The following is a 14090-nucleotide window of genomic DNA, read 5'->3' as shown; positions in this document are numbered from 1 at the left end:
AGTGGGCAAAGACAATCGTAAGCTTCAACTCCTTGATATAGTGGATGTTCTTCTTAACTGTTTCAAGACCTACAATCCCGTCGCTTTGGTAACGCATCGATCATCTTTTAAGATGTATCCAGACTGATTCTGTGCTGTTTTCGTACGTCGCTCTTGGAAGATCCGACTTTTGGTAATCTTCAAGCAGATTAAGCTTCACCAATGCCGTGAACTTAGCTCTGATCATACAAAAATCCCTCCATAATCATCAAATGAATTATTGTATTTCATCTGACAACCATAAAGAGATTATTACACTCCCTTATTTGGATTTTAATGCTAATGCTCCTCTTTTTTAAAATTAAAATCGCGATCACCGTAATCCTCAATATATTGATACAAAATGAGCTCCATGACCGCAAGCATTGAAATACGAGAACCGATTTCCACATTATTTACTGTAACTGAATCTGTGAAAATATAAAAATTTACATCACTTAAATTCTGTATTGCATTATTATCTGGTTCAGTAACCGATACCAAATATGCTCTCTTTTCGGAATCAGTTAATTGATTAAGCATTTTTATGAATTCTTCATCTTTACCATCGTAAGATAAAATAAATACTAAGTCTTGAGAATGAATCTGCCTATAAGCAACTTGTCGATAGTCGTGATCAGCGGGAAAATGAATGGTAAAGCCTGCAATAGTAAATAAATAGTCGATATATTCACAAACGTGTTTACTAACACCCTTGGCAAATAGATAAATTTCTGGGTGTGCTGCTAATCGTTTTGTTAGTTCGTGCATCTTGTTTGTTGGCATTACGCGAACCGATTCAATAATATTTTTTAGATACTCTTCCCGATAGTCACTTTGAGACACTTCGAATGGCATGGGATTTTCCTTATTATCGTCTTCGTTCAATACTGTATATTTAATAACGGTAGTAAATTCACTAAATCCAACAAAACCGATTTTTTTTACAAACCTCAAAAACGTGGCAGTTGAAACATACGTTTCACTTGCAACTTCGCGAATGCTTTGATTTTTTATTTTATTCATATTTTTAACAACATAATCAAATAGTGCTTGCTCATTCTTAGTTAATGAACCGAGTTTTGAATTAACAATTTCGAAAAAGTTCATTTTTTATCCCTCACTTGAGTATCTGGCACATTTGATACCACGGTATGTAAGCCACCACCGCCTGTTAAAATTTCCCGCGCCGGAAATTTAACAATTTTACGATCCGGATAATATTTTTGTAACTGTTTCTGAGCAATAGAATCCTGTAAATCTTCAAATGCTGGCATAATGATAACATCATTCAACGTAATATAGTTGACGTACGTTGCAGTTAATCGCTGCCCAGCAACACGCGGAAGCATTCCATTGATGGGATCAACCCCGTTTGCTTCTTCAGAAGAAAGTGTCAACGCTTTTTGTGGTAAATTCAGTTTGTGGATTCGAAGCTTTCTCCCCTTTGCATCTGTCTCTTTTTCAAGAACTTTAAGCGCTGCGTGACTGATTTGATACTGTGGATCGTTTTTGTCTTCAGTCCAAGTCAAAACTACTTCTCCTGGACGAACAAAATTTACCATATTGTCGATATCACCGCCAGTTTCATCCATAAAGAAGCCCTCTGAAAGCCAAATGACTTTTTCCACACCGAAAAAGTCATGGAACACTTTTTCAGCTTTTTGTATCGTTACTCCTTTGTTTCTACCTTCAGATAAAATAACGTCTTTAGTTGTGATCAACGTTCCCTGACCATCTACGATTATTGAACAACCCTCTAAAGTAAACTGACTTTGATAATAATCAAGGTGATTTAGACCAGCTATTTTCTCAGCTAATTCATTATCCTTGTCCCATGGGAAATAAAGCCCATCTAGTAAGCCACCCCAAGCATTGAAATTGAAATTTTCACAACGTATCGTACCATTCTTAGCCGTTACATAAAACGGCCCAGTATCCTTTATATACGCATCGTTACTACTCATTTCGATAACTTGCACACTGCTAGGTAGCATCTCTCGTGCATGTTTATATTGTGACTCATTAACTAACATTACCATAGGTTGATATTGTGCCAATAATGCCGCTAACTCACTAAACATCTTTTGCGCCGGTTTACCACCGTCCCGCCAATTATCAGATCTTTGTGGCCAAAGCATATATCCTTTTTTTTGTTTTTCAAACTCAGCTGGTAACCTGTAACCATCCGTAATAGGCGTTGTTATGTGTTTCATTATCAAAATCCCTCTCACAAAAATTACTTAACTATGTCATCTAATAATCCAATTTTTATAATTCAAAAACTACAAACAAGCGCTTAAGCTGTCAACGCCGATGTGAAAATGTCGTTTTTTGCCGATTAAAAAATGCTGTTTTTTACCGATAAGGTTTACAGTGTCTCACTGCTCCTTTCTTTATTTTGTGAGCTAAAACCTGATAAATCAGGTCCAGAATTATCCTTCTTTTCAATCAAATGATCCTTCATTCGATATGATCGACCGGTGATTCGGATGACTTTAGCGTGGTGAACCAAGCGGTCTAAAATGGCGTTAGCTAACATCTTATCTGAAAAGGTGTTTCCCCACTTAGAAAGCGGAATATTAGTGGTGATAATGGTTGATTTCCGTTCATATCGTCTTTCAATTAGCTGAAAGAACAGCTTAGCACCCACTGACTCAATTGGGAGATAACCAATCTCGTCAATGATTAGAATTTGAAAACGGGCATACCGGCGCAACACTTCTTCGCTTCGTCCTTGAACTTGTGCTGTTTGAAGCTTGTTGATGAGGTCGCTACATCGAATAAACTGCGTTGAAATTCCTTGTTTACACCCTTCAATTCCAATGGCGGTGGCTAGGTGAGTCTTACCGACACCGGAGGTGCCGATAAACAAAATGTTTTGATTCTCTTGGGTGAATCTTAGTGATCCCAAGTCCTCAATTGTCCCTTGGTTAATTCCTGGTTGATAGCTAAAGTCAAAGTCAGCTAACGTTTTTTCATATGGAAAGCGGGCTAGTTTAATTCTCAAATTAATCTTTTTTTGTTCCCGGTATTTAAGCTCAGCCGTTGTCAATTCGAATAAGGCATCACTCAAGGACTTGGGTGCTTCATCTTGATGATCCAATAGGTAGCCTAAATGTTCGGCGAAACGATCTAACTTTAATTGTCTAAGGTTGGTGTATAACGCTTGGTAATTAGCCATTTTCTCACTCCATTTCATCAAACATCTTCAGGTTTCGGTCGACGTAATCATCAATGACTCGGTCATCACGATTCTTATAAAGGTCTGATCGGACAATCTCTTCCATGTCATCGCGAAGATAATTAAATCTTTTCAGTGAAATAGGGTGAGAACGAATTAGTTCTCCGTTATAATAAACGTATAGAGTATTGTCATCGTGTTTAATTTGTACGGTTTCGTCAATATATCTGATGGGGACGGAGTATTTCCGATTTTGAAAGACAATCATTGATTCCTTGCTAACTTTCCTTGCGATGGTTTGGCTGGCATAGGCATCGAGTAAGTCATGATCAAAATCATGGAGATACTCTTTTTCTTTATCAAGCAATAAATAAGGCGGAATTTGAGTCGCCTGAGACTTCTCATGATTCAGCTGATCACACGTCAAATGAACGATCTCGGCTAAGTCTAGCGGCTCTTCAAACTCATGGTTGTAAACTTTAATTCGCTGAGTAGTTCTGGCCAACGCCTCAACCTTTCCTTTGGTTTGTGGCCGAAACGGTCGACAAGCAATTGGCTTGAAACAAGCGTCCTTAGCGTATTCAACGAAGGTTTCATTAAATACCGGCTTACCAAAATTACTTTTATGATGATCGACGACAACCTTTTGGTTGTCAAACCAGATTTCTTTCGGCACACCCCCGGTTGCCCAAAAGGCATTCGTTAAGCAATCAAAAAAGGTAGTTTGGCTGCGACTGAAGGTAAATTGCATGTATTTCATTCGCGAGTACCCTAAAACATATAAGAAGATGTTGCCTTTGACAATCTCTCCATGCCGAGAAATCAATGTTAAGTCTTCTTTCCAATCAACCTGGGCTGAAAGCCCTGGCGAGGTTTCAATCCGGATAGTGGCTTTTTTCGTTGCGGCTTTTCTGATGGTTCGACAATAGTCTCTGAGAATACTTTGCTTTCCTTGATAGCCACGTTCTTTGATAAAGTAATAAATTGCCGTTGCCGAACAGCCTTCTAGAACCTTTTCTTCAATCGTTTTTCGATAATCGTCAAGTTTACTCGGCCGCCGTAAGGGTTGTGGCTGCTCATCTGGGGGCGTGAGCCCTAAATTGTAGTATCTTTTAACCGTTCGCGGATCAACACCATATCGTCGACCAATTTCAGCGAAGTTGGGCTTTATTTTGTTCATAATATATTGCTGGACACACTGTTCAACATCTAAACGCATTTCAGTTCCTCCAAATTTGAGATACGTTTAGTTTACCGTAAAAAAATGTTGGAAAACCGACATTTTCTAATCGGTATTTTCCAACATTTTACAACCGTTGCTGACACTTAAGCTAAGCAGCTGTAATTATCGTTCCCTCTCCATTCTCAAGAAAGTTACCAATATTTTCAAGCGTAGTAATGATAGCTTTCGCATTTTTAGATTTTTTCACAAAGTCAACAGCTGCCTGAATCTTCGGTAACATGCTACCTTCTGCAAATTGATTTTCGGCTATATAACGTTGAAGCTCAGCAATTGTAACTCGCTTTAAAGCTTTTTGGTCTGGTTTATTGAAATTTATAAATACATGGTCAACTGCTGTTAAAATAATTAGTAAATCTGCGTTAATTTGTTCTGCTAATTTTTCTGAAGCTAAGTCCTTATCTATCACTGCCTCCTGGCCTACCAATCGCTCACCTTGGCGAACAACTGGTATTCCACCACCTCCAACAGATATTGGAATCACACCATTTTCGACCAATTTTTTGACCACTTCTGATTCAGTGATATGAATAGGACGTGGAGATGGTACAACTCTTCGATACCCTCGGCCGGCATCTTCGATAAAATGATAGTCTGGATGTTCTTGCTGTTGTTGCTCAGCTGCTGACTTCGTGTAAAATGGACCGATCGGCTTAGTTGGATGCTCAAATGCTTCATCTTCAGCACTTACCTCAGATTGTGTAATGAGTGTCACCACTGACTTATTTAAGCCAGCTTTTTTTAACTCTTCTCCTAAAGCGTTCTGTAACCAATAACCAATACTACCTTCAGTCATTGCATCGGCCGTATCTAAAGGCATTTCTGGGTTTTCACTTGTACTTCCGTTGGCTTGTTGCAAGATTAAATTACCCACCTGTGGTCCATTACCATGAGAAATGACTAATTCATCACCATTTTTTATAAAAGTAATAAGATACTTCGCAGTTTGTCTTAAAGCCTCTTGCTGTGCCTGAGCTGATGCGTCCTTTGACAAAATTGCATTTCCACCCAAAGCAATCAACACTCTTCGTTTTGTCATTAGGTATCACCCCTTTTTCTCTTTCTAAACTTTTTCCAGTTTATTTGCCATATTTTCATTAATTCATAGGTACTTGCTGAGTAATACAATGGATGTTACCACCGCCAAGCAAAATTTCGCGGGCTGGAACCCCAACTATCTTGCGATCTGGATATAATTCGCTTAATGTTTTTTGAGCTTTTTCATCATTTGGATCATCAAAAGTGGGGAAAACAATTCCACCATTTGCTGTGTAATAGTTCACATAACTTGCAGCTAGTCTGTCACCTTTTTGCCGCGGTAAAGTTCCCTCGACTGCGTCCACCCCCTCACTTTCTTCTTCTGTAATCTTGACGGGCTGTGGAACACGAAGTTTAACTACTTTGAGTTTCCTTCCTTTCGCATCTGTAGCGTTAGTAAGAATTTCGAAATTTTCTTTTGAAATTTCGTATTGAGGATCTTTTTGGTCATCTGTCCATGCTAAAACTACAACGCCTGGTTTAACAAAGTTAGCAATATTATCCACATGACCATTTGTCTCATCGAGATAAATACCCTTTTTTAACCAAATAATTTTTTTTAAGTTTAAATGTTCTTTTAAAACCTCTTCAATTTGTTTTTTTGAAAGTTGTGGATTACGACCTTTTGACAAAAGACATTCTTCGGTGGTAATTAAGGTTCCTTCGCCATCAACATGAATTGAGCCACCTTCAAGAACAAAATTGTCGAGACGATATCGATCAACCCGCTCTAATTCCGACATCTTCTGGGCTACCCGATCGTCTTTGTCCCAAGGAAAATATAACCCGTCTACAAGTCCACCCCAAGCGTTAAATGACCAATCAACTGCGCGAAGTCCACCCTTATCGTTTTTAACAAAAGTGGCACCACAATCTCTTATCCAAGAATCATTATTCGAAAGTTCCACCACCTCTACTTGGTCAGACAGCATGTGACGTGCATTCGCAAATTGGTCATCGTTTACACCTACCGTAACATGCTCAAACTGCGAAATTGCCTCCGCTACTTTAGCAAAAGTTCTTTGAGCTGGCCTTCCGCCGTTTCTCCAGTTATCTGGTCGTTGTGGCCAAAGCATATATACTCCTTTGTGAGATTCAAATTCTCCAGGCATACGATATCCGTCTTTCTTTGGTGTACTATCTAAAGTTTTCAATTAAAATCACCATTCCTTACTTCATAATTTTTTATGTTCTGTCACTCGCACGATAATTTCACCAGAAATCAATGTAATTAAAGTCCCAATTAATATTGGCATTTTTGCGTCTATTTCGCTTTTTGTGCTATTTAGTGGAATAGCTGTAAAAACAATTGTGACTATTAATATAATTTCAGGTATCCAAGCCATGAGTGTAATCAGAGCTTTGTTTCCCGGAACTTTAAACGGTCGTTCATGTTTTGAATCAGCCTTTCTCAATTTTAAAAAAGCTGGAAACATCATAGTATATGACATTAGCAAAGCAATTACATTCAAGGAAAAAAAGGCCCAAAAAATGTCTTGATTTGGTATTAATGGTGCAATTATCACTAAAATAGTGGCAATTAAACCATTTAAATACCCCGTTCCAACTGGCATCCCTTTATAGTTTTCTTTGCCAAAAACACTCGGTAAAACGTGATCTTTCGCCGCATAATCAGCAACATAATTTACTCCCAATGCCCAAGAAACCATTTCAGAGATGAGAATATATAAAAACAAAACTCCAATTAATATGACAAACCAATTCATTTTTCCAATCATCAATATAAAACTATCCAACAATCCACTAGACGATGAAAGTTTACTTGTTGGAATTGCTGCACTCATTCCAAATGCAGACAATAGATAGAAAAATGCAATTAAAACACCACCATATATAATTGCTTGCGGAATTTGTTTTTTGGGATTATCCATATCATCTGCCATAGTTGCAACCACTTCAAATCCAAGAAAGTTAAAAACAATAACAGATAAGTTACTTAAGCTATTAATGTTTAACTCTGGCAAAAAATTATGAGGAGAAAAATCGTTAGCGACGCCCTTAGTAACTGCCACATAAAATCCCAATCCTGCCAGTGCTAATATGGTAAAGATCTTAGCAAACGCTGCCACGTTCATAATCCACTTGCTTTCAGAAACCGGTTTATTTCCAATAATAACGACGAACCAAACAAAAATTAGCTGTACCAAAATAGAAGTAAATGTGTTAAATTTAATCTTAAAAATAGTTCCTGATACTTGTGCAAACAAAACTGCCAAACTTGCCATCCAAATCGGATAATTAATCCAATATAGCCAAGCTAATCTTCCTCCCCAGCGTGGCCCAAACGCTTGTTTTACCCAGTCGTACAGTCCTCCTTCACCAGTGTAACTTGTGCCTAGTTCAGAAGAAATAAGTCCATATGGCAGAAAGAACAGTATTAATAAGAAGATCCACCAAAAGAATTGTGAGGTTCCAATTGCTGCCGCAGGAGCCGCCGATTCAACCACCAAAATAACCACAACTGACATTAAAACGGCATCAAATAACCTAAATTTTCTTTTTCCACTTTCCATAGTGTTTTCTCCATTCTAGAAACACGATAACTATTCTAAACAAGTCTATTTATTTCTTTCATCCACAGCATTTCTTAAGAAAGTCTCGAACTCCGCGTTGTATTTTGCGGCAACTTCTTCGGACGCATAATTTAGACTTGGATTCAATAAATAAACAAAAATAGCACGCATTGCTGTCTTTCGATTTGCTGCCTCATCCCAAACAATCGAATACTCCGAATCAAGTACTTCATCAGTTACTTCTTCGCCACGTGTTGCGGGTAGACAGTGCATAAATTGTACATGGTCAGATGCTTTAGCGATGAGATCCGAATTAACCTGGTACTTTGGATAAAATATCTTCATTCTTTCTTCTTTCGGCATCTCATCGTCATAAAGCCCGTACCAAACATCTGTATACACAAAGTCTGCATCTTTCATTGCAATATCAGGATCTTCTGTCAGCGTTACACTACCACCATACTGCTTTGCATTTTCTCGACCTATCTTGACAACTTCATCTTTCATTTGGAAATCTTTTGGTCCATACTGAACGAAGTCCATTCCCATTTTGGTAGTCATAAACATCGTTGAAACACAAACTTGTGTTGCGTCACCCACAAAGACGATTTTACAGTCATTCAACTTCTTACCTTTAGGCAAATGCTCGGTCATTGTAATGATGTCACCCAATTCTTGCGTAGGATGATTGTAATCACTCATAAAATTAACAACAGGAACCTTAGCATATTTACCAACCTCAGCTACCGTATGATGTCGGTTAACCCGTGCACCAATAATATCAAGGATACGTCCAAGGACATGTGAAGTGTCTTCTATTGTTTCATGACCACCCAATTGAATTTGTCCAGGTGCCAAATACTGTGCGTGACCTCCTAATTCCGTCATGGCTGCCTCCGCCTAAGTTCTTGTTCGAGTTGAACTTTGCTCGAAAATCATTCCTAGTGTTTTATTTTTTAATAGGGGAGGATAATATCCATTTCGAATGGATTCCTTAATTTTAATCCCCAAATCAATCATGTATTGAATTTCTTTTTGCGTATAAGTATTTGTATCAATAAAGTCTCTTTTCATAAATTGCTATCTCCTTACTTTGACGAATTAATTTGACCCACACATCTAAAAAAATTAAAACTTCTACCTGTCATCCCAGTCCCCCTTCAGGAAATCTTTTTTTATCTGTATTTTCATCATACAAATACAAAAACGATAAATAAAGCGTTTTCAATGCTGATACAACAAGGTTTTTGGTTATGTTGTTTGTTTCAAATCATGAAACATGTTTCATTTGTTATTCCTCCAGAACGTTTCGGCTAACGGCCATTCCCAATTTTAATCAAGAATATTTTTAAAATTCGTGTGAAACAAGTCACTTTCTTGCTTAGCATTATCATTTTTTGGACGACGTAATTTTAATAATCTACCGAGGTTAGCTTGGAAGAATCGCATTCACGCCATTTACGCCGCCAAATAGCGTTACACGCAAGTAACGGGCCTGATTAATTATTCAGAACCAAGCGTTTTCCACAACGACAATCCGCAATTGTGTATAAAAAAACTGAGACAATTTTAGAAGTTGTCTCAGTTCTTAGTTTTACGATTCAATTTATTTTCATTTTTCTATGGCATTGCCATCCACGACGCCGATAAAACCATTGCCGTCAGGATCAAGAACCTCCAGTTCATACATTTGATCTTCTGGAATGTTCATCTCCACGTGGTAATAGTCGCCGCCATTTTCTTTCGCAGTTTTCGCAAAGGCCTTAACAGCTTCCACACTATCCAAACTAAAGGCGGTCATCGAGCCACTAACTTTTTGGGTGTCCGCCACCTGCTGATTTTTCAAGAAACGCTGGTAAAAGCTATGAGTCAACAGCATGATCCAAATTTGATCGTCCCACATCATCCCAGTACCGTCTTCGTTAGAAAATTCTGGATTCTTTCTAAATCCCAAAGCTTCGTAAAATTTAATTGAGCGTTGCATATCACTAACCGGTAAATTCACAAAAATCATTTTAGCCATCCTTAAACACTCCTTCATCCTGAAAACGCGTCTAAACATTCGAAAAAGTTAATTGTACCAATAAGATGTTGCACCTTATTATGGCACGGGCTGGCGCTAGATGCAAAAATATCACTTAACAAAAATTGGCGAGAAAGCAGAAACAAATTTGGACAGCATTTCATCGGGCCGGGCAGATTTTCGAACGAGTAAATGGGCATGAACACGAATTTATGAACAGTTCTTAACCTAAACAATCTTAGTTGGATTTGGTGAACTTTTCTAAGCGGTAAAGCTGTTCTTCATCGACTTGGTCCACACCATCTTTGAATTGATAACCCATTTTCTGATAAAAGGGAAGACCAGTAATTGAAGCCGGAATTTCTACCCGTTTAGCTTTCAGAAAATAAGGATCCTGCTCTAACGTTTGAATCACGAACCGTCCGACACCTTGCCCCTGATACTGAGGATCCACAAAAATACTAAATAAGGAAAATTCGGTCTGACTTCCCCAGTACGACCCAATTGCCCCGGTGGCGATGATTTTGGCACCGTCAAAAAAAACATAAAAATGCGTTTGTTTGGCTTGCGCAACAAAAAAAGCCGCATCTCGCTCGTGGATATCACGTTCAATGTAAGCCGCTGAATAATCTTTTCGATTCGATACCCGCATTGTCCGGGCAATCAAGTCCACCACGACTTGCGCATCGCTGGTCTTAAAAAGCCGCTGAGTTATTTTCATTTGTCAGTCCTCTCTTTCACTTTCGTTCGCACACTGTAACGAACACGCTGTCACCGATTGTTTTATGTAGTTGCCGGCGAATATCCTGACGCAGGCCCAATAGATAACAAATCGAGCCATCTTTATTTTTGAGACCCATATTGACAATACTGCCATCATAGGGAATCCCGTCAAACGTCGCGTGTACCTTAACACGCCCCTGATTAAAAATCTGACGAATATCATATGGAAAGATCACGTAGGCGCCACCCTTACCAATTTCCGATGCATTTATAACGGCTTTAAACTCAAATTGTTTGGCTGTCATTTGTCGGTTACCTCCTCAACAATCTTTGTGAATTTTTGGTCTTATTTGTTTGTCTGCTTATTTTTATAAGCCATTAATCCCAATTGGCAACAATTTTACCAATGACTTCATGAGCTTTGATAGCTTGTAAGCCCTGGGGGATTTCTTGAAAACTAATTTGGCGTTCCACCAATGGATTTAACTTATGCGCAACAACTAAATTTCCTAGTTCGGTCGCCATTTTTGCTAAATCTTGCCGTTGCTGCGGATTTTTGCTTTGATGTGCCCCGCCCAAATTCACACTGAACACGCCAATTCCACGACGCGCATAATCACTGGCCCTCAGGTCTGGTTGCCCATCAATCGTGACCAATGCCCCATTATAGGCTAATCGATCCAAGTCGGCGGTGGCAGCCTTCGCCCCAATTGTGTTCACAATCAGATCGACTCCCAATCCAGCCGTTAGTTGTTGAACCACCTGCGTCACATTTTGCGTGCGGTAGTCGATCATAAAATCTGGGTGTAAATTTGTGACAAATGCCTGTTTACGTTTCGAAACGGTGGTCAGTACTTTTAAGCCAGCTAGTTTTGCTAACTGAATGGCAATACCACCTACTCCGCCAGCTCCAGCGTGAATCAGCGCAGTATGTCGATTTGTCAAACTGGCTTTTCGAAAAATAGCCTGATAGGCCGTCATCGCCCCACATAAAAGGGCTGCGGCTTGCGCATAGGTTAAGTCAGCTGGCATTTTGGCAACCACATCTGCCTTAGGAGTCGCAAATTCAGCAAATCCACCTTGGCGAGTCAAATCGCCATGATAAAAAACACGTTCTCCTACCGTAAATTGAGAAACGTCAGTGCCGATCGCTACGACCTCCCCAGCGACATCTAACCCCACCACATGCGGGTAATGCCAAGTAGCCACACCGCCTTCAATAACTTTATAATCAACCGGATTCAACCCGACACTGTGCACTTTGACCAGCAGCTCGTCGGCCCCCGGTGCTGGTGTGGCTATCTGGATGAACTGTAAGTCATCAATTTGTCGCTGTTCGTTTTTTTCTACAACCCATGCCTGCATTTTCTTGCTCCTTTATTTACCAATTCTTTTAATAGTGAGGTTAGCGACAAGCATCAGAGATTAGGAAACGCCGCTCGGATACCCGTCTTTGCATCTTAATAAAAAAGCTTCCTCGCTTAACTACGAAAGCCGAATGATTGGACGAATCATTCGGCTTTCGAGATTGCCATAATAACCTATGGCTTTAGCGATTTTAGTTGCATGGCTAACTTCGTATGCTCAAAATTAACGCATCTTTTTTCTCACGCTCACTTCATTCAATTTTTTAACGACGGCGCTTGCGCTGGGCTTTAAGAAACGCCTTCATTTGTTTTTTTCCACCAAACATGCGGTCCACTTTGGCATTTTCACGTGCCCTGCCACGTAAGTTTTCATTAGTGCTAGCTTCTGCCTGCAACTTGCGATAACTTGCTAACCGCTCAGGACTTAAAGTTCCTGTGCGAATTGCTTCTTGGACCGCACACCCGGGTTCATTTTCATGCCGGCAATCTCTGAACTTGCAAGATTGTGCCAATTCAGTAATATCTGCAAAGGTGGTTGCAAAATCGCCACTAACTACTCCCAATTCACGCATCCCCGGCGTATCAATAACGAGCCCGCCATCCGGAAGCTGCATGAGTTCCCGACTAGTAGTGGTGTGACGACCGTGGCTATCGCTTGACCGCACCGCTTGCGTCGCGCCAATTTTCTTTCCCATTAACTGATTGATGAGTGTGGTCTTCCCCACTCCCGAAGAGCCAATGAAAGCTACCGTTTCTCCAGGAGCCACAAACTTTTTGACTCGCAGCCAACTGTCATCTGCACTCGAGCAGGACACAACCTGGGCGCCACTAGCAATTTTGGTCACTGACGCCAATTGCTGATCCAAATCAGTTGCCAGGTCGGCTTTGGTCAAAATAATGACCGGTTTGGCACCACTAGCAAACGCCACGGTTAAGTAACGTTCAAGACGTTTTAAATTATAATTGCCATCAAGTGCCATACAGATAAAGATGGTATCAACATTTGCAGCAACGACTTGCACCGCCGATTGCCGCCCAGCCATTTTTCGAAGAAACACACTTTGTCGCGGCACGATCCGCTCAATAATGGCCGTATCTGTCGATAATCCCGTTTGGCGCATACCAACCCAATCTCCCACTGCCGGAAAATCCTGCGCATCAAGGGCTAAATTTTGTATGCGACCTGAAACCACGGCCCGAATTTGTTTATCTTCCAGCATCACTTCATATAGATTTCGCTGTTGGCTAATGACGCGTCCTAACGCTAGACCCTGTAAATGATGTGTGACGTAGTCTTGGATTTCTTCGTTAAAGCCAAAAGTTTTCAGTTGTTTATGTTTCACTAATTGTTTCCTCCATAAAAATCGTGGAGGCTGAGATGAGACTAGCTTATCCGTACCTCCGCCGTCAGTCCATCCGTCCTTACAATTGCCATAAAACATCATCCTTTCACTTGTAAGTGGTGCCATTATAGCATAATTCATTAGAAAGCACCGCTAGTTTTCTGTTCGAAAATAGCAAACTTTCAAGTTTAACCATCCACTAAAAATTTGGCACCAAATTGCGCAGTAGTGTCGCAAGGCTTTTTCAATTAGCATACGTGGATTTTCACAAATTCGATGCTAGCAACTATGTTTCCTGGTTCAACAATGAAAGCTTTTGATATTTTTTACGCTTTAAATATGAACCGCCATTTTCAAAATATCGTCCATCAAGTTGACACTGCCAAAGTTGAGTTAACCGTAAATTGCAGTCAAGTTTCAAGTATTACGGCATTTATTCACATCATGAGTTCGGTGCTGGCCAATGGGTTGATGGGTCTTTTTGCAATCATAAAAATTATTTCTTTTAGATCTGTCAGCACCACCTTCCCCCCAATCTAAAAGCCAGATTAGATGGAGTCCTGACTATCTAATTTCACTTTCGGCCTCTGGTAATTTAAGCCTCTGCGCAAGAAACGTCT

12 protein-coding genes and 2 pseudogenes are annotated in these 14090 nt (G+C 39.9%); 1 reads left to right on the top strand and 13 read right to left on the bottom strand.

Translation table 11 applies throughout. The features are described 5' to 3' along the window. Positions 1 to 318: 318 nt before the first annotated feature. From ACLJJ6_RS02545 to rsgA, 13 genes and pseudogenes are all read right to left on the bottom strand, one after another. On the bottom strand, positions 319 to 1128 hold the full coding sequence (locus tag ACLJJ6_RS02545) for a MurR/RpiR family transcriptional regulator (RefSeq protein WP_412989891.1): 810 nt from the start codon (positions 1126 to 1128) through the stop codon (positions 319 to 321). Next, on the bottom strand, positions 1125 to 2234 hold the full coding sequence (gene aguA, locus ACLJJ6_RS02540; protein ID WP_412989890.1) for an agmatine deiminase: 1110 nt from the start codon (positions 2232 to 2234) through the stop codon (positions 1125 to 1127). The genes ACLJJ6_RS02545 and aguA (ACLJJ6_RS02540) overlap by 4 nt, the downstream gene beginning before the upstream one ends. A gap of 155 nt (positions 2235 to 2389) precedes the next feature. Continuing rightward, the gene (istB, locus tag ACLJJ6_RS02535; RefSeq protein WP_412988384.1) at positions 2390 to 3220 is read right to left on the bottom strand and encodes an IS21-like element helper ATPase IstB; all 831 of its coding nucleotides are present in this window, start codon (positions 3218 to 3220) and stop codon (positions 2390 to 2392) included. Continuing rightward, on the bottom strand, positions 3207 to 4421 hold the full coding sequence (gene istA / locus ACLJJ6_RS02530; protein ID WP_260210390.1) for an IS21 family transposase: 1215 nt from the start codon (positions 4419 to 4421) through the stop codon (positions 3207 to 3209). Before istA ends, istB begins: the two co-directional genes overlap by 14 nt. Positions 4422 to 4533: 112 nt before the next feature. Next, positions 4534 to 5481, bottom strand: a complete 948-nt coding sequence (arcC, locus tag ACLJJ6_RS02525; RefSeq protein ID WP_412989889.1) for a carbamate kinase — start codon at positions 5479 to 5481, stop codon at positions 4534 to 4536. 58 nt (positions 5482 to 5539) lie between these two features. Continuing rightward, positions 5540 to 6634 carry an agmatine deiminase gene (aguA, locus tag ACLJJ6_RS02520; RefSeq protein WP_412989888.1) on the bottom strand — a complete coding sequence of 365 codons (1095 nt, stop codon included), beginning with the start codon at positions 6632 to 6634 and terminating at the stop codon, positions 5540 to 5542. 21 nt (positions 6635 to 6655) lie between these two features. Beyond that, positions 6656 to 8014: an APC family permease gene (locus ACLJJ6_RS02515; RefSeq protein WP_412989887.1), complete on the bottom strand. Its 1359-nt coding sequence runs from the start codon at positions 8012 to 8014 to the stop codon at positions 6656 to 6658. A gap of 45 nt (positions 8015 to 8059) precedes the next feature. Further along, positions 8060 to 9088 (bottom strand): annotated as a pseudogene (gene ptcA, locus ACLJJ6_RS02510) (putrescine carbamoyltransferase). A gap of 546 nt (positions 9089 to 9634) precedes the next feature. Next, positions 9635 to 10037, bottom strand: a pseudogene (locus ACLJJ6_RS02505) (VOC family protein). Between the two features lie 238 nt (positions 10038 to 10275). Further along, positions 10276 to 10758, bottom strand: coding sequence for a GNAT family N-acetyltransferase (locus ACLJJ6_RS02500; protein ID WP_412989886.1), 483 nt, complete (start codon positions 10756 to 10758; stop codon positions 10276 to 10278). A gap of 16 nt (positions 10759 to 10774) precedes the next feature. Next, a complete protein-coding gene (locus ACLJJ6_RS02495) occupies positions 10775 to 11065 on the bottom strand; it encodes a DUF1905 domain-containing protein (protein ID WP_412989885.1) in 291 nt (96 codons plus the stop codon). Positions 11066 to 11138: 73 nt separating this feature from the next. Then, the gene (locus tag ACLJJ6_RS02490) at positions 11139 to 12125 is read right to left on the bottom strand and encodes an alcohol dehydrogenase catalytic domain-containing protein (RefSeq protein WP_412989884.1); all 987 of its coding nucleotides are present in this window, start codon (positions 12123 to 12125) and stop codon (positions 11139 to 11141) included. A gap of 265 nt (positions 12126 to 12390) precedes the next feature. Next, positions 12391 to 13470 (bottom strand): ribosome small subunit-dependent GTPase A, encoded by a 1080-nt coding sequence (gene rsgA / locus ACLJJ6_RS02485; protein WP_412989883.1) that lies wholly within the window; start codon positions 13468 to 13470, stop codon positions 12391 to 12393. Between the two features lie 276 nt (positions 13471 to 13746). On the opposite strand from rsgA, the gene ACLJJ6_RS02480 reads away from it, so the two are divergent. Then, the gene (locus ACLJJ6_RS02480) at positions 13747 to 14010 is read left to right on the top strand and encodes a hypothetical protein (RefSeq protein WP_412989882.1); all 264 of its coding nucleotides are present in this window, start codon (positions 13747 to 13749) and stop codon (positions 14008 to 14010) included. Positions 14011 to 14090: the final 80 nt, after the last annotated feature.

Origin of the sequence: Pediococcus siamensis (assembly GCF_047220215.1) — a bacterium.
Taxonomy (GTDB): Bacteria; Bacillota; Bacilli; order Lactobacillales; family Lactobacillaceae; genus Pediococcus; species Pediococcus siamensis.
The sequence above is the reverse complement of the archived record's forward strand: the minus strand, read 5'-3'. Positions and strand labels throughout refer to the sequence as shown.

Excerpts from the sequence above, each read along its gene's own strand:
- ACLJJ6_RS02545 (WP_412989891.1), bottom strand. The coding sequence starts at position 1,128 with ATGAACTTTTTCGAAATTGTTAATTCAAAACTCGGTTCATTAACTAAG.
- aguA (WP_412989890.1), bottom strand. The coding sequence starts at position 2,234 with ATGAAACACATAACAACGCCTATTACGGATGGTTACAGGTTACCAGCT.
- istB (WP_412988384.1), bottom strand. The coding sequence starts at position 3,220 with ATGAAATGGAGTGAGAAAATGGCTAATTACCAAGCGTTATACACCAAC.
- istA (WP_260210390.1), bottom strand. The coding sequence starts at position 4,421 with ATGCGTTTAGATGTTGAACAGTGTGTCCAGCAATATATTATGAACAAA.
- arcC (WP_412989889.1), bottom strand. The coding sequence starts at position 5,481 with ATGACAAAACGAAGAGTGTTGATTGCTTTGGGTGGAAATGCAATTTTG.
- ACLJJ6_RS02515 (WP_412989887.1), bottom strand. The coding sequence starts at position 8,014 with ATGGAAAGTGGAAAAAGAAAATTTAGGTTATTTGATGCCGTTTTAATG.
- ACLJJ6_RS02500 (WP_412989886.1), bottom strand. The coding sequence starts at position 10,758 with ATGAAAATAACTCAGCGGCTTTTTAAGACCAGCGATGCGCAAGTCGTG.
- ACLJJ6_RS02495 (WP_412989885.1), bottom strand. The coding sequence starts at position 11,065 with ATGACAGCCAAACAATTTGAGTTTAAAGCCGTTATAAATGCATCGGAA.
- ACLJJ6_RS02490 (WP_412989884.1), bottom strand. The coding sequence starts at position 12,125 with ATGCAGGCATGGGTTGTAGAAAAAAACGAACAGCGACAAATTGATGAC.
- ACLJJ6_RS02480 (WP_412989882.1), top strand. The coding sequence starts at position 13,747 with ATGCTAGCAACTATGTTTCCTGGTTCAACAATGAAAGCTTTTGATATT.